The organism is Acidiphilium sp. C61 (assembly GCF_905116885.1).
Classification (GTDB): domain Bacteria; phylum Pseudomonadota; class Alphaproteobacteria; order Acetobacterales; family Acetobacteraceae; genus Acidiphilium.
The window spans coordinates 60,344-80,343 of sequence record NZ_CAJHNI010000003.1 but is presented as its reverse complement, the minus strand read 5'-3'; the positions used below and the strand labels follow the sequence as shown (position 1 = coordinate 80,343).

The window sequence follows — 20,000 nt, the reverse complement described above, 5'->3', positions numbered from 1 at the left end:
GCCGTATAGCACGAAATAACCGTCTTTTTCAGGGGGTGATCGGGATTTTTTAACTGATTTCCTGATAAGCATGGTTGTCGCTACTACATAAATTTCGTAGGATTCCGGGCGCAGAACCGCCCGATTCGCGCTCAGGAGAGGCCCCTCGTGCCCGATGACACCGCATTCGCACCGCAAGACCGCCTCGACGCGCCATCCGTAGGCAGCCTGGTGCCCTCCCCTCCCCCGCTCGCCGGCGACGGGCACGCGGTCCGGCGCTGGTTCAGCGAGATCGAGGACGAGCCGGTCCCGGTGGCCGATGGCACGCTCGCCGGCGCCCGCAGCGCCGCCAGCGCCTATGCCCGCCGGGCCAAGGCGGACAACACCAGGCGGGCCTACCGGGCCGCGGTGCGCGTCTGGTGCCTCTGGTGCGACCGCCACGGGCTGACGCCCCTCCCCGCCTCCGGCGCGGATGTCGCGGCCTTCCTCGCCGATGAGCGCGGCCGCGGCGTCTCACCCGAAACGCTGAAGCTCCGGCGCGCCGCGATCCGCTACCTTCACCGGCTCGCCGGCTGCCCGGTGCCGACCGATGATGCCTGCGTCGCCGAGACCATGGCGGGCATCCAGCGTGACGCCGCCTCCCGCGGCGAGATCCGCCGCAAGAAGGTGGCGGCGACTACGACGGTGATCCGCCGGCTGCTGGCACCGATCGGCGATACCGGGCTGATCGACTTGCGCGACCGCGCGCTGATCCTGGTCGGCTTCGCCGGCGCGCTGCGGCGCTCGGAACTCGCCGGCATCAGGATCGAGCACCTGACACCGTCAGAGCGGGGGCTCCGGCTGACCCTGCCGCAGACCAAAGGAAGCCAGGCCGAGGCGGTCACCGTCGCCCTGCCCTACGGCGATACCGAACTCTGCCCGGTGCATGCCCTTGAGCGCTGGCGGGTCGCCGCGGGGTTGCAGCGGGGTCCGTTGTTCCGCCGGATCTGGTCTCCGCCATCCGGCCGCAAGGGGCGCGAGCGGACCGCGCCGCCGGGGCCGGTCATCGGCGAGCGGGCCCTCACCCCGCAAAGCGTGGCCCTGATCATCCAGCGCCGGGCCATGGCGGCCGGGTTCGGCCGGCGTGACCTGGGCGGGCACAGCCTCAAGCGCGGCGCGCTGACCACCGGGATGGAGCGCGGCGTCCATCCGGCCCGCCTGAAGCGGCTCGGCCGCCACAAGAGCTATGACGTGCTCGGGGAGTATCTGGAGTTCGGCGACCTGTTTGACGGGCACCCGCTGGATGGGGTGCTCTAAATCCGTCGGACTCCGTTTCAGGCCAATCCGGATCACCTGCAGGCGCAAAGTGCCCTTGCCTGCTGTGCTGCGCCTACCAGACCAGCCCTGGCATCAAGCTAGCGGCACTCGAAGCGCATTTCGCGTACTCGTCACTGAACCTCTTCGTCGACCGGTCGGAGTGATACAGGGACTATGGCCGCGTCCACGAACGTGACCAGGTCGAGCAGATCGATGAGCGGATCATCGGGATCCTGAACTAGTTGGGGATCTCGTTCGCCCGGGTTTCGATTGAACACGGCGAACGGCAGGCTGTCGCGATGGTTCTCGAGCAGGCACCGCAGGCTGCGTATGCGAAGGGACTGCCGATGGAGAGCGAACCATCGCTAGGTACATAAACGGAACTCCCGGGGAGTTCTTGAGGCCGCCAGTGCAATCAGCTTATTGTCGCCTACGAGAGTGCCGATAAGGCAAGGACGCCTTAGACGGCGGACATCTCCGTGTATTCGGCCCCTCCCCTTTCACGGACATCTGTCTTGATGTCTCATAATCTTATCGCGAGTGTAGCCTTGTCAGCTGACAAGTTCGCGGCGAGAAGTGACTCTACCCGTTCTGGAAGGTGGGCACGGGCTGCGCAAATACACAATTTTCCTGATTTTGTTTATAGAACCGGAGGCATGGTGCCGCGCTCCCTCAAGCGCCTTGTCATCTGACAAGGTCTATCCGGTACAATAACACAGCTGACGAACCTTGGAAAAAATGGACGCGCCGTTGGTCTGACTCGGTTGGGGGTTGGATCAGCCATTTTTGGACCGGTTGGACGCAACTTGCCGCTCATAGGCATCAGCGAGTTCTGGGAGTGCGCTTCGAATAAATTCCCGCAGCGGCGCAGCATGATCTTTGCTAAACCGAATGGTGACGCTGGACCCGGAAAAACTTGCCGTGCCAATTCGAACATCTTTCGAGGTCAGAAGATCGATCTCGTCAGACGACTTCAAATGCTCTGCCTGAAGCGTCGCCATGGCGAGGCTAAAGCGCTCGTTCGACGAGGCCGGGGCCTTGTCACCTGACAAGGTTTGGCGAACGTCCGCTTCCCTGGATGGATCGGATTCCAGCGCTTTGGCAAGGTTGAGCCACCGGGGACGACCGATCTTGGGTGCACGACCGATGGTCTCGATCAGCTCGCGCGAAATCACGCGGGTCACCATCCGCATCTTCGAGAGTTCGGCGTCATCGATACTCAGTGCGCCTTTGATGTCGCGTGGATCTATCCTGCGGTCTTCCATCTTTCTGGCGAACGACGCACGCTCAATCCAGCTCAGATCCTGTCGAGACTCGTTTTCCAGTCCTTGCGTGATGATCAGTTCCCTGTCGTCCAGGGCGACAACGAACGCCCTGACTTTGACACCCAGATGCTGGGCGGCTCTCCAACGACGGTGGCCATAGACGATCTGGTAGCGACCGGGCTTGGATGGGTGGGGGCGGACTTGAATCGGAAGCTTCTGTCCCTCGGCAGAAATTGAATCCACCAGGGCATTAAAGCCTTCCTGATCATCGTCCGGCAGACGATCAGGGATCGGGGAGGGCTCCAAGATGGCCGGGTCCAACTCATCGGGGGCCATATTCGAAAGCCTGGCCCTAAGCTGGTCACGCTCCTCGCGGAGTTGGGAGATCGACCGCTCGGTGGCCGCGACAACGCCGGCCGGCATCCTGGGTGTGTGGTGAGGTGCGGGGGAGAAAGACGGATTGTTTGGTTCGACCGGTTCTTTGTCGGGGCGCAGGGATTCGGAAAGCAGGTTGAAGCTGCCGACGATCGATCGTGATGGCTTCTTGCTCATTTGCGCCCCCAGGCCCTGTTGATCATCTCGAGGATCGCGAAATTGACGGCATCCATGGAATCCCGCGCACGCCGATACGTGTCACGACCGACATCACCGGGTGCCAGTTCGTAGATGCTCTTCTTGTGCAGTCCGGCGCTCTCTACCGCAGTGCTTTCGATCGCGGTCGGAATAAAGACGTCATCGGCGAAAAGGTGGCGCATCAACGAGACGATTTGCGTCTGCGGCTGGTCGTTAGGGTCATGTCGCGTGATCAGGTATTTGAGGAAGTCCTGCTGCAGGGCTGCGCCAGCACTACCGATCACACTGATCAGATCCCCCATCATCAAAAGGAACTGGGACATTGACATCATATCGAGCATTGCCGGATGAACCGTAACAATTAGCCCGGTGGCCGCACAGATGGCGCCAAGAGTCAGGAAGCCAAGTGATGGCGGCGTGTCGAGAATGACGATGTCATAGTCGTCTTCAACCTCGGCAATCGACACCCTGAGACGCTCGAAGAACAGAGCCGCTTCGCCGCCGTTGCTCTCAGCAAGAAGGCGAGGGGTCTCGTGCTCGTACTCCATGACTTCGATGTTGCCAGGAATGAGATCGATCCCGGTAAAGTATGTCTTGCGCACGATCTCGCGCATCGGGCGTCTGTCTTCGCCGCTTCGCAGAGATGCGAAAATCGTCTCGTTGGCACCGACATCAAGTTCGGGCTGGGCACCGAACATTGCGGAAAGGCTGGCCTGGGGATCGAGATCGATCGCCAGCACCCGATAACCCTGCAGCGCCAGGTAGTGGCAGAGATGCGCGCTTGAGGTGGTCTTGGCCGAACCGCCCTTGAAATTCACGACTCCGAGGATCTGGAGGTGTTCGCCAGCGCGCCGGCGAGGTAGGTAGCGGAGAGCATCGTTCGGCTTCTGTGCGGCAAAGAATTGCCTGAGCTCGTTGACCTGCTCAAGCGTATAAGTCCGGTGGTTGTTTTCACGCCGCGAAGGGATCGGGCCCTTACCCTCAATCGACATCGTCCGCAGCGTCGATTCGGGGATAGACGTCAGTGACGAGACTTCATGCGTTGCAAACGGCCTGAGGGATTTCTGTGCCTCCGGTGGATACATGCGCTGTCGCAATATATGAAGTTGATTGGACAAAAGTGTCGCATGTCGGACGATTTTGTCAGGCGGCGACTCGATCTGGTCCATTATGATTGAAACCCTCCGAAGACTAAATGACGCCTCGATCTGACGGCAAAAATGCGCCCTGACAGGCGTTATCCGTCATGTCATATGGGCCTTGAAACTTGTTGTCCAGAAAATTCGGCTTCTTATGATAGCTGAAGAACTGCCATTAAGTGCTTGAGATGCGGTTCTATCCATTTTTTTGGTGAGCCAGCGTTCCGCGATTCGCGGGGGGAGGCACCCCGAGTCGGATCCGGTCGGCAGGATCTTATCCACAGGTCGTGAGCCTCTCTTGTGGACTTCAGTGATAAAATCTGTGGACTCTTGAGAGAGACCAGAAGTGGAAAATCAACGACTTAACAGGATTATCCCGTGGACCCTTGCGATGAAACTAATAATAAGAATCTAATATTCTACCAAATAGCTTCCTCTCCAAAGTCCACAGCGACAGATGTTGATAACTTTGCTATATCGGATTTGTCCGATCACCGAGTCACTGGAAAATGCGATGGGAGAAATCCATAATCTAATCGAGGCGAGGGGAAGGGCAGGGGCGCTTGATGCCGGTATCGAGCGCAGTTTTGTTGAAGCTGCGGCCCAGTATATGGGGGACGAGGACACGACCCTGAGCTTTGCCTATTCGGGTTGGGCTCAGTGCGCCCTCCCTCATCGCAGGCTGGCGGATGATCAACCATGGGAAATCAGCATTGAAAGAACAAGGCTTGTCGTCGAGCCTGGTCGGAAGCCCAGGAGCGAAGAAGGCCCTCTAGATTTCGTCGGTGTACCGTTTGGGGCACATGCACGACTTATCCTTCTCTACCTTCAGACCGAGGCGATCAGGACCGGGTCGAGAGAAATCGAGCTCGGGCGCTCTTTGCGGGACTGGCTGAGTCGAATCGGGGTAAGCGTCGGCGGCAAGACAGCGAAGTTGGTCAAAGATCAGGCCGAGAGGATCAGCCGCTGCCGCCTGACATTTCACATTCAGGGCGGCAAATCAGTCGGTTTGATCAACCAGTCGATTATGGACGGCGCCCTGTTCGTCGAAGATACCGAGGAGGGCAGCGGAAAGCCGATGCTCTCAATGGCGCGACTCTCGGAGGGCTTTTTCGAGCAGCTGCAAAAGCATCCGGTTCCGCTTGAGGAAGCTGCCATCAAGGCCATCAACAACAACCCCGGGGCGCTGGATTGCTACCTCTGGCTGGCCTACCGCCTGCACGCACTGCCCGCCGCAAAGCTAGTCACCTGGAAGGCTCTGAAGGCGCAGTTCGGCTGCGGCTATCGAGAAGTATATCATTTCAAGGCTCGCTGGCCGAGTGCGCTGAAGCTGGCTCTTGCGGTATATCCAGATGCGCAGGTGGATATCGTGGACGAGGGTGTAATTCTGAAATCGAGCCGGCCACCGGTGCGTCCTCGCGTGCAATCGATCCGATAGACACCTACTGTTCCGCATCAAGGCTGGCATCACCAGAGTCCACGCCAGCACGCCAGGCTCGATTTCCTCACCAAAGTCCACATCCTGATCTCTGTTTTCTTGGCATCTCACCAGAGTCCATGCCCTGGTGCCGGTCCTATGGCATCTCACCAGAGTCCACGCCCTGGTGCCGGTCCTATGGCATCTCACCAGAGTCCACGCCCTGGTGCCGGTTCTATGGCAACTCACTAGAGTCCACGCCCTAGTCGTCGAGCTTTTCCCGAGATCCGGAATCATTTGTGGTCGCAAGGTCAACATCACGAGATCAAAGGTTTATCCGCCGCTCACCCTTGTCAGCTGACAGGGTCGATATGGCTGGTTGCGCACCCACCAACGCTGCCTCTCACCAAAATCCACACTCGTTTGCATCCTGACTCTGGGCACAAACCGTGGACTTTAGTGAGCAATGGTCCAAGCATATCACCAGAGTCCACGGTTTGTGCCGAATGGGTACCTCGGCATTGCACCGGGAGCCGACGCTGGTTTGAAGCGTGATTTCGGCATGACCCCGTGGACTCTGGTGAGGGGATCGGGTCTTCACCAGACGAAATGGGCACCAATCGGATCGATCGGGTGCGCGGCATGCTGAATGACGCGATGTAAAGCGCGGCGCCGGACGACAATGGCCCGGAAATCAGCCCATGAGCAGACGGAAAACCCGGTGCTTGCTGCACAGATCAGTCGCAGACAAGCCCGCCTGATACTCTTTCAAAATGCCAATGTTCTGCTCGTTCGAACCTTGCCGGCCCTATTGCCTGGCTCCTGCTTGAGAGAACTGGCAAACCTTAAACCGAGGACCTCCCAGGGGAGCAGGTCGCGCCCCCCTCAGCCTTCTCCATACCATCCGCCTGGTGACGCGAGTGATGTGCGGCGCGGGGGGGGGCTCCGCGGTGGAAGAGTCCGGAGTGTCTGAGTGTGGCCACGTGCAGGGCGGTGTTGCCGGCTACGCCACCTCCCAGACCACGCCATCGTCGAGACGCTTGATGTAATCCACCGCGCTGCCGTTCCAGTGATAGGCATAATGCGCGCCCTGGATGGGAATCGGAATGACGTCGGGCCAGAAAACAGCGATGCACTGACCGTCCGGATAGCGGATACTTGGCCATATGATGCCGTTTGATCCTGCTGCGCGTCGTTCGGCTCCGAAGGTCTGCGAGGCGACATATTCATTGGGATGAAGGAGGTCGGCACGGCCGGTCGCGTCGTCCAGATCTACATCGATGGTTCCGACAAGTTCGCGGAACTGCGAGGTCCAGCCGGGGTCTTCGTTGGTGGCGCGCATGAAGCGGGCGTGGTGGTGGATGGTTTCGGCTATCGCGACTTCCGTGCGGTCGCCCGCGTAGTAGAGTCCGAAGCTGCCATCTGAGAATCGGCTAGGCCGTAGAGGTGAGCAATGAACGAATGGTGCCATAACCCAACTGGCGCCCGGCCCGGTTACGCGCCGCGCCACTGGCACCTTGGACAGATCTCCGATGCTATCGCGGATGCGCGGGTTGAACTTGGCCTCCGCCGAGGCCAAAGCATCCCAGTCCGCCGGGTCGGCAATGTCCTCAAAGAGATCAATCGGCGGATAGATAGAGCGGATAATGCGTATGGTGCGCGGCCAGCTCACCCGGCGGATCGGTACATTCACCAAGCGCCCCGTTCTGCATCCAGGTATTTCCGAAGGTCCATCAGATCGGTGATCTCTCCGCGCAACATCAAATCCAGGCCGCTTCGACCCTCGAAGGCGTCGTTGGGCTTGCGGATCCACGCGTATCCGCGGGCAGGGTCGGTGAACAGATAGCGCAGCGCCTTATGGATCCCCATAAGTATCGCCATCCGGGCACGCAGGTCACGGTCGATACGGCCGACGTCACCAGCCTTCCAGCGCGCCCATGTCCGCTGGGCCATCTCGCCAAGGAGCACTCGGGCTTCCTGATCGGTCAGGCTCCAGGCGCGAAAAAGATTGACGGTAGCTCGAGCTAGCGCCGTTGCTTCCTCATCTGTGATAACGGGAATGTCAGGACGTGCCGTGAGTGGCTGAACCGTGGCGAATTTCACAACTGCTCTCCTCTGGCACTTATATTATAGAGATGTGCCAATTGGCAATGGGAGTGAGTGGGCGTCACTGCACGATCGGCCGGAGCAGCAAGGACAATGTCGGCCTATGGCCCGAGGAAGATTCCGAAACTATGCAGTAGCGGCAGTTTAAGGAACTGCGGCAGCGAGCGGCCACGGTGCCGCAGAGCCGGACAAGATCCCAGGACCAGGCTAATTGCCCCCTGACCGTGGTTTGCGGATGGCGGACAAAATCCAGCAGGTCGGACTGCCGGTCCCGAGTCGCATGCGCCCGGCGCTCTCAGGCTAGCCATCTACGCCGTCTGCGACTCGGGGGTGCAAAGAAAAATTTTAGGAAAAGGCGTTTTATATCAGCCGCTAAGCGCGACTCGGGCGCAAGAAACTGTGGACTCGCTCCGTGAATCTCTGAATGGTGACTGACTAGCCATAGAGATGGTGGAGTGAACAGGATGCCGAACACACGTACCGCCGGCGATGATGCGAGCGCACGCTACAGGCGCAGGCAACGCGCGCGCGGCGCTACAGGTGTGCTCGTCCACCTTCCGAACGAGACGATCAGCCTGATCGACACCATCAAGGAGCGAAAAGGTCTGCGCAGCCGCGGCCAAGCGCTCCAGCAGCTCATTGAGGAATGGAGGGCGGCCTCACCCAGAACTTTATAACCCAGACGCGCGAAAGCCCGCCTTGCCGGGCGGGCTTTCGCTAAATTCGCTACGGGCTCCGAGAGCCGTTCGGTGATTTCGCAATCCCGAACATACTCATCGGAAGCCATCCTGCCAAGTGGAAATTGCCGTTTCCGCTCACGGGAGGGCTTTGCCCGTCGCGATCCGACACTGATGGAGGATCAAGATGGAGAATTTCCGCCCCGAATCGGGGCCGGGTCCCAAACGAGGAGGCGTGCGCGGCGCGCGGCGCCTCACGCTCGGGATGGTTGCGACAGAGCGACTCGCCGATGATTTCGGTACGGTGAGTGAGGGCGGCCAGGTCGACCCCGGCCGGGTGCTGGCCGCCTTCAAGGCGGCGGCCCCGTATCTGCGGTTCGGCCCGCGGATCACGCAGGCGATCGACTGGCTGTTCCGCTTCACCCAGGTGCAGGACTGGCAGGAAGGCGCGCGGCCGATCGTCTGGCCGTCGGCGGCGATGCAGATGGAGGCGCTGTGCCTGAGCGAGGCGCAGGTGAAGCGGCTGAACCGGCTGCTCGCCCATCTCGGGCTGGTTACCATGCGCGACAGTCCGAACGGCAAGCGGTATGGCCGGCGGGACCTGCGCGGCCGGATCGTCGAGGCGTATGGCTTCGATCTCTCGCCCATTGCGGTCCGCCAGGCCGAGTTCCGGGAGATCGCAGAGCGTGGCCGGGCCCGCTTCGAGGCGCTGAAGCAGCTGCGCCGGCGGGCGACGATCGCCGTGCGCGGGATCCAGCAGATCGTGGAGACGGCGACAGAGCTCGGGATCGCCGAGGGGTGGGCCCGCCAGGCGGATGAGGCGAGGCGCCTGGTCGCGCGGATCCGTCGCATCGAGGAGCTGGACGAGGTGACGCTCGGCGTGACGACGCTGGAAATCCGGCAGGCGGACCTTCGTGGCAGGCTCGAGGCGGCGATGGACGCGCTGAAGGAAGCCGTGAAGGCTGGTGTCGAATCAACAAATATGAGCCCCAAGGGGCTCACTGATGAGCCTCATATTACACATACAAACCAGACTCTTAATCCTACGGATCACGTATCTGCATTGAGAAAGCGTAGCTCGACCTCGGGTGGCGCGGGCACGAGCGCTGGAGGCTCGACGAGGACTGGCAGGAATGGAGATGGGAAGGAAGCCGGGCATCGGTCGACCGGCAGTCGGGCGATAAAGCCTGAAATCCCGCCGGACGGCACGGTGTTCCGCATGACGCCGGACGAGCTGGTCAGGCTGGCGCCCCGGTTGCGGGCCTACCTGGCGAAATCCTCGCCCGGATGGCCGGAGATCGTGGAGGCGGCCGACTGGCTGCGTCATGACCTCGGTGTCTCGAAGCCGCTATGGGGGGATGCATGCCTGGCGATGGGGCGCGAACAGGCGGCGGTGGCACTGGCCATCGTCTCGACCAAGCCGAGCGACCACTTCCGCGGCTCGCCGGGTGGATATTTCCACGGGATGGTGGCCCGGGCGCGGGCCGGCGAGCTGAACCTAGCGCGATCGATCTGGGGGATCCGGGCAGCGAGCGGGATGCCGCGGCCACCAAGGTCGCACGCATGTGACGCGTCGCGCTCGATCTAATATCTGCAATACAGCCGGGTGGTTTGCATCGCGCTCGGCTACAAAGGCCTGATCGATCGGAACTTGGCTCTTCGAATGCGCCTGAGCTTGGCTGTCGCAGAACTGTATTTTTGTCAGATCCACCCTGTAGATGGATAGTCCTGATAGCCGCGGCGCCGTTTGGCGCGGGCCAGGCGGCGGAGGGCATCGATGGCGGTGCCGAGATCGGGGAGGGGGTCAAACCGTGAGTGTGCGGAACGTCCGATCCGCCCCCAGGTTCGTGCGAGGCCTACGGCACCGAACAGGTCTGTAACGATCTCGATCTGGTAGTAGCGCTTTTCGTTGTGTTCAGGTCGGACCCGGATGAGACTGATTTGCTCTGGGAACAGAGCCAACTGCATCGATTTGAAATCCCTTTCTGTCGCACGACACGCGTCAGATGCTGAATATTGCAGACGGTCAGGTTGGAGCGAGGCGTGTCGATATATCTGACTGGATCTGGTTGCCTCGATATTTTGTTGAGAGAAGTTCATAACCAGCAAAGTCTAACAAAGAGGCTATGCCCGTGCCACCCAAATCCGTCGGGTCAAGGATGAAGCGTGATGTCGGGGTGATTGATAGGGGGAGCGAGTAAGCCGAGGCGGCCTGTGCCCTGATGAGCCAGGCTTTTAAGAACCTTGCGCTCGCACCGTCATCCTGTGCCCCTCCTCATGAGATCGTTGGTGATGGTGTCGAGCTTTATGTATTGGAATCTGCGATACGGTGCGCTATATGGCAGGCAAGGAGATTAGCCATGGCCACAGTTGCTGAACGCAAGGAATACCCGATCTCGATGCGCTTGCCCGAGGCGGATGTTGCAATGATCGATCGCGCTGCGAGCTTGCGCGGGCGTTCGCGCACGGATTTCGTACGCGACGCCGCTGTGCGTGCGGCAGAAGAGGTTGTGATGGAGCAGGGCTTGATCCGGATGAGCGCGGAAGGCTTCGCCGAATTCATGGAGGTGTTGGCGCGTCCCGCCGCTCCGGTACCGGAGATGGTGGAAGTCCTGAAGCGACCCGCGCCGTGGGAGCCCGGTTACGTTGCCAAGCGGTGAGCTATTTGCCGCTGTCGGAGCCTGAACCCCTTACCGCTGCTCACGATGTATCGGAGTTCTCCTGCGGGAAATCGCCGCTTGATCAATGGCTCAAATCGCGCGCGCTTTCCAACCAGCAGAAGGGCTTTACCGCCGTCGTCGTTGTGCATGAGGCTGGTCGTGTTGTTGGATATTACGGCCTTGCTCCCACCGCTATCGTGCCGACAGTTCTGCCCCGCTCGATCCGGACAGGGCAGCCACCCAATCCCGTTCCATGCATGCTACTCGGTCAACTGGCGATCGACACCAGGTGGGCAGGGTTGGGCATCGGCACCGGCCTTGTAAAGCACGCCCTTCAGCGCTGCGTTCAGGCGACTTCGCTTATTGGCGGTCGGGCCTTGATGGTCAACGCGGTCGACAGGGAAGCCGCCGAATTCTGGCAGCGGCGCGGCTTTGAGCAATCGAGGGACGATCCGTTGGTCCTGCTCCGCTCGATCAGCGATATCGCGGCGTCACTCGGTGTGGGGGGTGGGAGGTAAAAGCCAAGTTCCTGGCATTCGGTCATGGAAGCCGTTCGGCGGTGAAGGTAGCACTGGCAATGGGAGAGCCTCGAAATCCATTCCGTGGCGTAGGCATATGTCGAGCAGGCGATGTTCTGGTGGATATCCTTGCTCCAGGCTGAATATCGAGATATCTTTAATCAGATATTTGAATATCTTGAGGCGCCCATGCCCCTTTATATCCGCGATGATGCGACCGCCGAGCTTGTCGCCAAACTGGCGAAAGAGCGGGGTTTAACCAAACAGGATGCCGTGCGGCTTGCGGTGCAGGCCGAGCTTGACCGAACCCGCGAAGCCAAGCCCTTGCGCGAGCGCCTGCGTGAGTGGCGCGAAGCCAATCCGCTGCCGCCGCCCACAGGGTTGAAGGCAGACAAGGCATTTTTCGATGATCTGTCGGGGGAGGGGGAATGATCTTCATCGATGCCTCGGCCCTGATCGCGATGATCGCCGGCGAGGAGGATGCCGACATGCTGGCGGATCTTCTGGCCCAGGAACGCACCCGTCTCGTCTCGCCGGTTGCCATGTGGGAGGCGACGGCCGGGCTCTGCCGCAGCTTCGGCCTTTCGATGGACGGTGCCCGGCAAAAGGTGAAGAGCTTTATGAGCGCGCTCGGGATCGAGGTCATTTCTCTTGGCGAGCGTGAGTATGATCTGGCAATCCAGGCTTATGCCGATTTCGGGAAGGGGCGGCATCCGGCCGCCTTGAATATGGGCGATTGCTTTGCCTATGGCGCTGCCAAATCTTATCGGGCGGCGCTGCTGTTCAAAGGTGATGATTTTTCCAAGACAGACATTCGCCGAGCCGAAATGAACCTTTGAGGTTCCTTGAACTTCGCTGCGCTTCTGCTTAACCTCTACTTCCGGTAGTAATGAGGCGCCGCTGGATGGACCGGCTGGTCGGCAAAATTTCGGAATCCGAGATGATGCGGCGCTGGCGCGCGATCGAGCAGGCCCGTGCAGCGAATAACCGCCAGGGTTATGTTCATCACCCGGAGCTTGAGGCTGTGAATGAGCGGTGCATTCGGGGTGAGACCGACATGGCGGGCCTGGATCGCCGGATGATCGCCGCGATCCGGGGCAAGCGCTAATGCCCCCGGTTCGGTTTGCGGGCATGGCGGAAGATCCCGAGCCGCACCGCAACACTGCTCCGAACATATCCTATGAGTCCGATCCGACCGATGGCCTGTGCAACAAGGTTGGCTTGCGCAGCCCTCCCGCGCGTGCCGGGGAAGGGTAGGGGGCCGCGGTAGGGCCGTCCGATTGCGCCGGACGATACAGAGCACGTTGAGAAGGAGGAGAGCGATGGACCCGAAGAAACCAATCATCTCGCGCGATCTGGCCGATCTGATGCGGCCGGGCGTCATGGTGGAGATCGACCCGGCTGAGGTCGAGCAGCTGGGACTGGTTGAGGAAACGGCACTCGATGAGGCGGATGCCTGGGACTCCAATGCGGACGTAGAGAACACCAACGAGGCCACGCATGGCCGGTGATTATGCCCAGACGGTTGCCGCCTCGATCGTCAAGCAGTTGGAGGATGGCACCGCGCCCTGGGTGAAACCGTGGGAGCCGAGCGGCCTCCGGTTCATTCCCTACAACGCGATCACCGGCAAGGATTACCAAGGCGGCAACGCGATCTGGCTGATGGCAGTGGCCGAGATGAAGGGCTATAGCGATCCGCGCTGGACCACCTACAAGCAGGCGCAGAGCCTCGATGCCCAGGTGATGAAGGGCGAAAAGGGCACGCTGATCCAGTATTTCAAGAAGTTTGACCGGGTGCCGGTGAAGGGCGAGCAGGGACGGCCGGTGAAGGATGCCGAAGGCAATCAGGTTTACCGCAGCGTCGAGCTGGAACGGCCGCGGGTGTTTTCGGCGGTGGTGTTCAATGCCGAGCAGATCGCCGGCATGCCGAAGATCGAGGCCCGGCCCGCCCTGGCGGAATGGGAACGCCACGCCGCAGCCGAGCAGATCATGAGCAATTCCGGAGTGCCGATCATCTACCGGCCCGGCGACCGGGCCTTTTACACCCTGGCGCAAGACCGGGTCACGATGCCCGAGCGCGAGCAATTCAAGACGGCGGATCGGTTTTACAGCACGGCGCTGCATGAACTGGGGCACGCCACAGGGCACCCCTCGCGGCTGAACCGGCCGGATCTTGGCACCCCGTTTGGATCGGAAGCCTACGCGCGGGAGGAGCTAAGGGCGGAGATCGCCTCGCTGATGATCGCGGACAAGCTGGGGATCGGCCATGATCCGGGCCAGCATGCGGCCTATGTCGGAAGCTGGATCAAAGCCTTGCAGCAAGACGCGCGAGGGATCTTCCGGGCGGCTGCCGATGCCGAGAAGATTTCCGGGTATTTGATGGCGCTGCGAGCCGAGCAGAAGGCAGGGCAGATCACTGGCCAGGCTGACAGCCAGACGGGTGAGCAGGCGCGGGGTTACTGGCAGCGGGCCGCTGAGAGCGGCGCGGAAATCCGGCGGGCGGAACGAGCCGAACAGCCCGAGCAGGAGCGGCAGGCACGGCGTGCAACGGCAGGGCGGTAAATCATGAGGATCTGCCAACTAAAAGCCCGCTTCGATCCCGGCCAGCGACAATCTGTCCTCCGAGGCCTATCCGGCGATCCACGCGGTGCGTCGGGCCATATCCATAGATGAAATGCCGGACCACGACAGGCTAAAAGGACTTTTTTCGGATAGAGGATGGCGTTCGGTCATTGCGGACACTTCCAGCCAATCGGATCGGCGCAAAAAAAATGGCGACCATTGCGGCCGCCAAGTTTAGGGAGGAAACGTCCAACGGGGCATGACCCCCGTTGGACGAGATATAGCTCAGCCAAGAGAGGCTTCAACATGAATTTTGTGCGACGCAGCATAGCTTTGGAAACGCATCTGCGGCCACAACAAGAAGGCGTTACATCGCATTGAAATCTTGGCTAAAGAACGCGCTATCTGCGGCGGACATGGGGTCTTGGAAGCCGGCATGATCCTGAGCGACGCCAAAATCAACCAGGCCAGAAAAGAAGGCATGGTGTCCGGCCTATCCGAGGCGAAGCCAAAGCCCAGGGGAAAAATGGCCGCCCGCCCACTGGGTCCGGCCGGCGCCTTCGTCGTGGTTCAGGTAGGTTACTGTCCGGACATCACCGCCTATTCCAGACATCGGCTGTCGCTATCGGCGGGTTGCCCGCCGCACACGATATAGGTGATACTGAATACCGACCGGTTTCCTGTGCACCGAGAAGCCGGCCGTCGTCAGGAAGTCAAATCTTCTGGCGCGTGCAACCAACATGGATGCAGGATCTGATTGGCCTCTCAGAAGTTACACCTGGAGTTCGCCGAATGAACCAGACAGTCCCCCAGATTGATCCCGAGCTCGAGGCCGAGCGCAGGCTTCTCGAGGCCGCCATCGCCGAGGCGCGTGCCGATCCTCGTCCAGGTGTGCCGCATGAACAGGTGCGCGCCGATCTCCTGCGTGAGATCGAACGGCTGAACCGGAAGATCTCCGGTCACTGAGCGTGCGGGTCGAATGGCATCCGCTCGCCTTGGCGGACCGCGATTCCATCGTCACCTATCTCGAGCCTCTGAACCCCCATGCGGCAGCGAATCTCTTGCGCTCTTTGGTCCTCGCCGGCGACAGCCTGGCGCCATTTCCCAACCGGGGCCGCCTCGGCCTGGTTGCCGGCACCCGCGAACTGGTGGCCGTGTGGCCGTATCTGATCGTCTACGAGATCGACATGAACGCCGATTTGGTTCGAATCCTCCGCATCTGGCATGGTGCACGGGACCGCAGTGAGGCATTACCGTGAGATCGATACGGCCCCTTCAGGGCCGTCTTGGGGGTTCGTATAACATCCCCCCGGATTTCTCATTTTGATACAAACGACAGCCAATCAGACCTATTTCACCCAAGGTTTTCCTTGTGTTTAGCTCCCCGGAATGTTGGCTCCCCGCTGATCTGGCCGTTGTCAGCGTTCTCTTTTTGTGCCCACCACCGTTGACCTTGCGTTTACGGCTTGCAGGCCGTGCCGCACCTGGCGTCGGTTCGTTGCCTCATCGGTTTCGTGATCGCCGCCAGTCGCTCGCTCCAAGTATTCGCGCCGCCATGGCCCGCTTCTGGCGGGGTGCTTTGACAGTCTCTGTAGCGGGGTTACTCTGGGGTTCGCCGGCGGCCTGTGCGGCGACTATGTGACGACTTCCCCGGGACTTCCGGCGAAATTCCATAATGCAGAATTCTGGTGCGTTCATGAATTTTACGGACTGGGAAGGCACACTAAGCTGGATCACCCGTCATCTCATAGGCCCTGGTAATGGCAGTCCCCAGATACCAGTCCCAAAAAGCGCGTTCTTTTTCCCGGTTGGTGGCTTCGGCCCAGGGTAATCCACCAGCCTCCGCTGCGGCTGCAAGCATGCTCGGCTCAAAGCTTTCCGGATCAAGATCCTCGTCATCGACATCGGCGTTTTCGTCCGGAACGCCTTGGAAGAGAGCCGTGGTGATGGTGTTGGCCGCCGCATGGCCGACAAACAATGCCATCTCCTGACCTTTTGCGTAGATACGGTTCTCGACGATATCTACATATAACGAGTCTCGGGTTTTTTCAGCCAGGATCGGATCCGAACGCCCGAAGGCGATATCAAGAGCAATTCGCAGCATCGAAGCCGGCGAGTCATCAGAGGGAAACACCGCGTGCCAAAGCGGCATTACGCGCTGGACCGTGAGAATATCCAGCAGAACAAGTCGGCGATGACCGATGTCGCACCCGTGTTTGGTTTCGACATCAGGGTACATCGCGCGCCAGATTGCACGTCTCCTGGGCAGGCTGACACGGCCGCTTGCTTCCAGCTCATGCCGGGCAATGTCAATGCTGTGTGCAAGCGTAAGAGAATTCGTCAATTGATGCCTCGCAATCGCTATTCATTATTTCGGCCCTGAGATCGCTCCATCAACTCCAAACTTCCATGTTCCGTCCGGATCGGTGACTGTCTGGCCAGAAGTAACGAAACGCCATAGGCTGTAGCATAAGCGGACAAAGTGGGAACGTTGACTGGTTGGGATCGAGGTTTTCTGCGGGTTTGAGCGGAGAGCACGGTTCTGAGGCCGGGATCGCGCGATGACGGAAAACACACGTTTTTCGTACACTTTCGTTTGAGGGCGGCGACCGCGAGTTCTGCGAAGAGTTTGGGGGCGCGCTGATAGAGCACGGTCCTGTCATCGCGACATGCCGTGTGACCGAGGGCACAGGCCAGCCACGATTTTCCGACCCCTGTCGGCGCTGCTACGCCGGATGATGCGGCACCGCACGAGGCCGGTGCACCTGGTCCTCGACGGGCTGCCTGCCCACAAAACAGCGCTGGTGAAAGCCTACGTGGCGTCGACCAATGGAATGCTGACGTTGCATTTTCTGCCAGGCTACGCCCCTGACCTGAACCCAGATGAACTGGTCTGGAGCCACATGAAGCGGACGGGCGTCGCCCGGACTCCGCTACGCCAAGGCGAAAAGCTTCAGGACAAAATCGAAGCCCAACTCGCCGCCATCAAGCGCAAACCACGTCTCGTGCAATCATTCTTCAAAGCACCAACTGTCGCCTATATTACCGACTACTGAGTGATGTCGGTGGGTTCGCGCGAAGTTGCAATGCCGCATCGGGGATGTTGCCATGCGCTGGACGCATGTTGGCCGGGCTGGTGTGTCGCCTTTCGGGTCAGGGCGGGAGGGTGCGGTATCCCGGTCTGGCCGCGCGCAGCAGCAGGATGGCGAAGGGGCTGGTGGCGAGGAGCACCAGCGCGATCACATGGATGACCGGCATCAGCGCGGCGGTGGCGCCGAACGTGTAGCCCAGCGCCGAGACCCGCAGGGCCATCGCGCCATAGAACGCCGTCAGCCCCAGCTGCGCCGCGCCGGTCACCGAGAACAGCACCGCGTTCAGCCGCGGCCGCAGGCGGCGCTGCCGGATCTGGTAGATCGGCACGACCAGGGCCGGCAGGACGAGCACGGACCAGGCGCCGATGGTCACCAGCATGGCGAAATCGTCGATGCTCGTCGCGGTCCGGATCGCCAGCATGGGCACCAGCGCCAGCCAGACGATGACCGCGCAAAGCGGCCAGGCCAGGATGGCCGCCCTGTCGCGGGGGGAGCGGGCGCGTTCCTCGGGCGATGGGACGGTGTCCGTCGCATGGCGTCGCGCGCCGCGCCAGATATAGGGCAGCAGGGCCGTCGACAGGAGCGCCATCGGCCCCGAGAGGAACAGGAAGTTGACTGCGCCATGCGGGAAGACGGCGAGGTCGAGGAGCCCGAGCGCCAGCAGCGGCAGATGCGCCAGCAGCAGCATCCGCACCAGCGGCAGCCAGAGTGTGACCTGCTGCGAGACATACGCATAGGACTGCCCGAGGGCGGCGCCGATCATGAAGGTCGGGATCACGAACATGGTGCCGTGGAGTTCGCCGTGGACGAAGGGGGCAAAGATCGCGGCCTGCCCGGCGGCGTGCGCGAGCGCCTGGCCGATCATGCCGGCGAGCAGCGCGCCGTCGGAGATGGTGACGAATCCGAACGCGCTCTCCGGTCTGAAGCCACGCGAGGGCCGGGCCCGTCCTGCCTGCGCGGTCTTGCCGGATGGCGGCTGCGGACGAGGTCGGTTCACCGCCGCGTTGCCCGGCTCTTGCTGGAGACGCCCATCTGGATGCCCAGAAGTCCGCCGCCCGGTCCCCGAGCCGCGTGCCCCCGGGGCGAGAGAAGCCGCGCCGCCCAGTTCCGCATCGCGCCGGCCTCGTGCCAGGCCGCGATGAAGGGTTCGGCCGGGTGCTGCCAGTTGTCCCGCGCGAAATAGCCACCGACGACCGGCACGCCGACGAAGCTCGCCGGCGCATTGACCATCGCCGTGGTGCCCAGTTTCAACGCGAGGCGATGCGCCTCGTTGCTGGCGTCCGCCGCCCGTTTCGCCAGCCGGCCTGCATCGGCGCGGATCGTGGTGGCCTTGTCCGCCCGCTTGGCCACGCGCCAGGCGGGCAGGCCCGCATTGTCGGTCTCGAGCCGTTCCGCCTTGGCCAGCCGGGTCGTCTGCTTCGCCGTGAAGCCGGCGGCCTCGCTGCCCGCCGCCTCGATTTCATCGAGCGCCTGCGGGGCGTTCCGCAGGTCCCGCAGCGTCGCCATCCCGCCGATCGGCAGGTCCGGCAGGGCCAGCACCAGTGCCAGCAGCGACAGCGTCTCCGCCGCCGGGCTGTGGCCCCACTTGTGGGCCTCGGTCTTGCCGTCGACGATCGCGCCGAGCAGGGAGCCGGTTCCGGCCAGGCTTCCGGTACTTGCCGCGAGAACGCCGATTTCCGCCTCGCCCACGCCGGGCACGAACAGCAGCAGCGCCGCCGCGAGCAGGCCGAGCAGGTCGAACGCCATGCCGACCGCGTGCTCGCCGGTTTCGCTGCCGAGGAAGCGGGCGAGCGCCTGTCCCAGCGCCATCTCGCCCTGGGCGCGGGCGATCGCGGCCTCGCCCTCCATCGTCATCGCCCGTTCGAACACGTTCTCGATCCGCTGCATCAATCCGGGCGTCGGCGCCGGCGGGTGCGGCGGCATCCATCGCGCGATCATCGAATGGCCGAGCCCGTCGGCGTCGAGCACCGGCTGGCGCAGCACCATGCAGGTCTGACCGTCGGAAAAGAGGATTCCGGTCTCGCGGCCGACGGTCGCATCCGCGAAGCGGGACAGGTGGACCGACGCCTCGGCCTGGCCGAAATAGGGGCCCCAGCTCATCTGGTATGCGCGTCCAGCCATCACCGCCTCCTGCTGTTCGGGCGAGGTTACCGGCGGCGATGCGGTCCAGTAAATCGTGCCGCCGGGCATGACCGGGCGCCGGGCCGGGCGGCGCGCATGACCGGGGGCCGGCGCTCTGCTGCGAGGCCGGCGGGGAGGGCGCGGGGATGGTCAGCGACCGGGCGGGGACCGGGTGCGCGGCGGCGGGACATAGCCGGACGGGCGGCCCTGCGGGTGGAACTGGCCCGGAGATGATGGCGGCGCCGGGAACAGGACGGCCCAGGCTTCCGTGTGCGACCTGTGACGTGCGCGCGAGGCGGCCTGCGCCGGGGTGGGGATGTCCGGCCCGCGCCGTCGCGGCGGGCGCGCGTGCAGCAGGCGGAGCGATTCGGGCAGGCGCAGGCTGTCGCGCGGCAATCAACGTGAGAATCCAGCGTCAATCAGGATGAGAATGCGGCTGGGGAGGCACCGGCGGAGGGCGTAGCCCGGAGCCGGTGCCTCCCCAGCCGGGCAGCGTCCTTGCCAGGGCGCCGCCGTGGTCGCGGCCGTCCGGGTCGCGGAGGATACCTCCTCACAACGGGGAGACCTTCGTGCCCGGCCGCCACATCAACGACCA

23 protein-coding genes and 1 pseudogene are annotated in these 20,000 nt (G+C 62.0%); 14 read left to right on the top strand and 10 right to left on the bottom strand.

Annotated elements, in window-relative coordinates; genetic code table 11:
* The first annotated feature begins 147 nt into the window (after window positions 1-147).
* Complete coding sequence (locus HUW10_RS00735; protein WP_174501852.1) at window positions 148-1,275, top strand: site-specific integrase; 1,128 nt, start codon at window positions 148-150, stop codon at window positions 1,273-1,275.
* 776 nt (window positions 1,276-2,051) lie between these two features.
* On the opposite strand, the gene repB is transcribed toward HUW10_RS00735, so the two are convergent.
* Both repB and repA read right to left on the bottom strand, forming a co-directional pair.
* Window positions 2,052-3,092 carry a plasmid partitioning protein RepB gene (gene repB / locus HUW10_RS00730; RefSeq protein ID WP_174501851.1) on the bottom strand — a complete coding sequence of 347 codons (1,041 nt, stop codon included), beginning with the start codon at window positions 3,090-3,092 and terminating at the stop codon, window positions 2,052-2,054.
* Window positions 3,089-4,282 (bottom strand): plasmid partitioning protein RepA, encoded by a 1,194-nt coding sequence (gene repA / locus HUW10_RS00725; RefSeq protein WP_174501850.1) that lies wholly within the window; start codon window positions 4,280-4,282, stop codon window positions 3,089-3,091. Before repA ends, repB begins: the two co-directional genes overlap by 4 nt.
* A gap of 484 nt (window positions 4,283-4,766) precedes the next feature.
* Between repA and HUW10_RS00720 the strand changes: the two genes are divergently transcribed.
* Window positions 4,767-5,690, top strand: a complete 924-nt coding sequence (locus HUW10_RS00720; RefSeq protein ID WP_013635080.1) for a replication protein RepA — start codon at window positions 4,767-4,769, stop codon at window positions 5,688-5,690.
* 982 nt (window positions 5,691-6,672) lie between these two features.
* Here HUW10_RS00720 and HUW10_RS00715 read toward each other — a convergent pair.
* Together HUW10_RS00715 and HUW10_RS00710 are read right to left on the bottom strand one after the other, a co-directional pair.
* Window positions 6,673-7,362 carry an RES family NAD+ phosphorylase gene (locus HUW10_RS00715; protein WP_236656141.1) on the bottom strand — a complete coding sequence of 230 codons (690 nt, stop codon included), beginning with the start codon at window positions 7,360-7,362 and terminating at the stop codon, window positions 6,673-6,675.
* Window positions 7,359-7,772 (bottom strand): MbcA/ParS/Xre antitoxin family protein, encoded by a 414-nt coding sequence (locus HUW10_RS00710; RefSeq protein WP_013635079.1) that lies wholly within the window; start codon window positions 7,770-7,772, stop codon window positions 7,359-7,361. Before HUW10_RS00710 ends, HUW10_RS00715 begins: the two co-directional genes overlap by 4 nt.
* Before the next feature lie 867 nt (window positions 7,773-8,639).
* Here HUW10_RS00710 and repC point away from each other — a divergent pair.
* Window positions 8,640-10,040 carry a plasmid replication protein RepC gene (repC, locus tag HUW10_RS00705; protein WP_174501848.1) on the top strand — a complete coding sequence of 467 codons (1,401 nt, stop codon included), beginning with the start codon at window positions 8,640-8,642 and terminating at the stop codon, window positions 10,038-10,040.
* A 113-nt stretch (window positions 10,041-10,153) separates the two neighbouring features.
* On the opposite strand, the gene HUW10_RS00700 is transcribed toward repC, so the two are convergent.
* Window positions 10,154-10,420 carry a WGR domain-containing protein gene (locus tag HUW10_RS00700; RefSeq protein ID WP_174501847.1) on the bottom strand — a complete coding sequence of 89 codons (267 nt, stop codon included), beginning with the start codon at window positions 10,418-10,420 and terminating at the stop codon, window positions 10,154-10,156.
* 392 nt (window positions 10,421-10,812) lie between these two features.
* Here HUW10_RS00700 and HUW10_RS00695 point away from each other — a divergent pair, with 392 nt between their 5' ends.
* The 10 genes from HUW10_RS00695 to HUW10_RS00650 all read left to right on the top strand — a co-directional run bounded on the left by HUW10_RS00695 (window position 10,813) and on the right by HUW10_RS00650 (window position 15,451).
* A complete protein-coding gene (locus HUW10_RS00695) occupies window positions 10,813-11,112 on the top strand; it encodes a DUF1778 domain-containing protein (RefSeq protein ID WP_174501846.1) in 300 nt (99 codons plus the stop codon).
* A complete protein-coding gene (locus HUW10_RS00690) occupies window positions 11,109-11,630 on the top strand; it encodes a GNAT family N-acetyltransferase (RefSeq protein WP_371808603.1) in 522 nt (173 codons plus the stop codon). The genes HUW10_RS00695 and HUW10_RS00690 overlap by 4 nt, the downstream gene beginning before the upstream one ends.
* A gap of 129 nt (window positions 11,631-11,759) precedes the next feature.
* Entirely contained in the window at window positions 11,760-12,062 is a 303-nt protein-coding gene (locus HUW10_RS00685) for a type II toxin-antitoxin system VapB family antitoxin (RefSeq protein WP_231844541.1), read from the top strand.
* Entirely contained in the window at window positions 12,059-12,469 is a 411-nt protein-coding gene (locus HUW10_RS00680; RefSeq protein ID WP_011930441.1) for a type II toxin-antitoxin system VapC family toxin, read from the top strand. The genes HUW10_RS00685 and HUW10_RS00680 overlap by 4 nt, the downstream gene beginning before the upstream one ends.
* Window positions 12,470-12,534: 65 nt before the next feature.
* The gene (locus HUW10_RS00675; protein ID WP_174501845.1) at window positions 12,535-12,738 is read left to right on the top strand and encodes a hypothetical protein; all 204 of its coding nucleotides are present in this window, start codon (window positions 12,535-12,537) and stop codon (window positions 12,736-12,738) included.
* Between the two features lie 214 nt (window positions 12,739-12,952).
* The gene (locus HUW10_RS00670) at window positions 12,953-13,141 is read left to right on the top strand and encodes a hypothetical protein (RefSeq protein ID WP_174501844.1); all 189 of its coding nucleotides are present in this window, start codon (window positions 12,953-12,955) and stop codon (window positions 13,139-13,141) included.
* The gene (locus tag HUW10_RS00665; protein ID WP_174501843.1) at window positions 13,131-14,192 is read left to right on the top strand and encodes an ArdC family protein; all 1,062 of its coding nucleotides are present in this window, start codon (window positions 13,131-13,133) and stop codon (window positions 14,190-14,192) included. Before HUW10_RS00670 ends, HUW10_RS00665 begins: the two co-directional genes overlap by 11 nt.
* 436 nt (window positions 14,193-14,628) lie before the next feature.
* The gene (locus tag HUW10_RS00660; RefSeq protein ID WP_174501842.1) at window positions 14,629-14,847 is read left to right on the top strand and encodes a hypothetical protein; all 219 of its coding nucleotides are present in this window, start codon (window positions 14,629-14,631) and stop codon (window positions 14,845-14,847) included.
* A 137-nt stretch (window positions 14,848-14,984) separates the two neighbouring features.
* Complete coding sequence (locus HUW10_RS00655) at window positions 14,985-15,158, top strand: hypothetical protein (protein WP_162839082.1); 174 nt, start codon at window positions 14,985-14,987, stop codon at window positions 15,156-15,158.
* Window positions 15,159-15,160: 2 nt separating this feature from the next.
* The gene (locus HUW10_RS00650) at window positions 15,161-15,451 is read left to right on the top strand and encodes a type II toxin-antitoxin system RelE/ParE family toxin (RefSeq protein ID WP_174501841.1); all 291 of its coding nucleotides are present in this window, start codon (window positions 15,161-15,163) and stop codon (window positions 15,449-15,451) included.
* 464 nt (window positions 15,452-15,915) lie between these two features.
* Here HUW10_RS00650 and HUW10_RS00645 read toward each other — a convergent pair whose 3' ends face one another.
* The gene (locus HUW10_RS00645; RefSeq protein ID WP_236656140.1) at window positions 15,916-16,536 is read right to left on the bottom strand and encodes an Imm5 family immunity protein; all 621 of its coding nucleotides are present in this window, start codon (window positions 16,534-16,536) and stop codon (window positions 15,916-15,918) included.
* A gap of 17 nt (window positions 16,537-16,553) precedes the next feature.
* Window positions 16,554-16,889: a hypothetical protein gene (locus HUW10_RS18605; protein ID WP_371808605.1), complete on the bottom strand. Its 336-nt coding sequence runs from the start codon at window positions 16,887-16,889 to the stop codon at window positions 16,554-16,556.
* 26 nt (window positions 16,890-16,915) lie between these two features.
* Between HUW10_RS18605 and HUW10_RS00635 the strand changes: the two are divergent.
* Window positions 16,916-17,248: pseudogene (locus HUW10_RS00635) on the top strand (transposase); the annotation flags it as partial.
* Window positions 17,249-17,345: 97 nt separating this feature from the next.
* Here the strand turns inward: HUW10_RS00635 and HUW10_RS00630 are convergent.
* From HUW10_RS00630 to HUW10_RS00620, 3 genes are all read right to left on the bottom strand, one after another.
* A complete protein-coding gene (locus HUW10_RS00630) occupies window positions 17,346-18,281 on the bottom strand; it encodes a hypothetical protein (RefSeq protein ID WP_174501840.1) in 936 nt (311 codons plus the stop codon).
* Window positions 18,278-19,474, bottom strand: a complete 1,197-nt coding sequence (locus HUW10_RS00625) for a hypothetical protein (RefSeq protein WP_174501839.1) — start codon at window positions 19,472-19,474, stop codon at window positions 18,278-18,280. The genes HUW10_RS00630 and HUW10_RS00625 overlap by 4 nt, the downstream gene beginning before the upstream one ends.
* An 81-nt stretch (window positions 19,475-19,555) precedes the next feature.
* Entirely contained in the window at window positions 19,556-19,801 is a 246-nt protein-coding gene (locus tag HUW10_RS00620) for a hypothetical protein (RefSeq protein ID WP_174501811.1), read from the bottom strand.
* Between the last annotated feature and the right edge of the window lie 199 nt (window positions 19,802-20,000).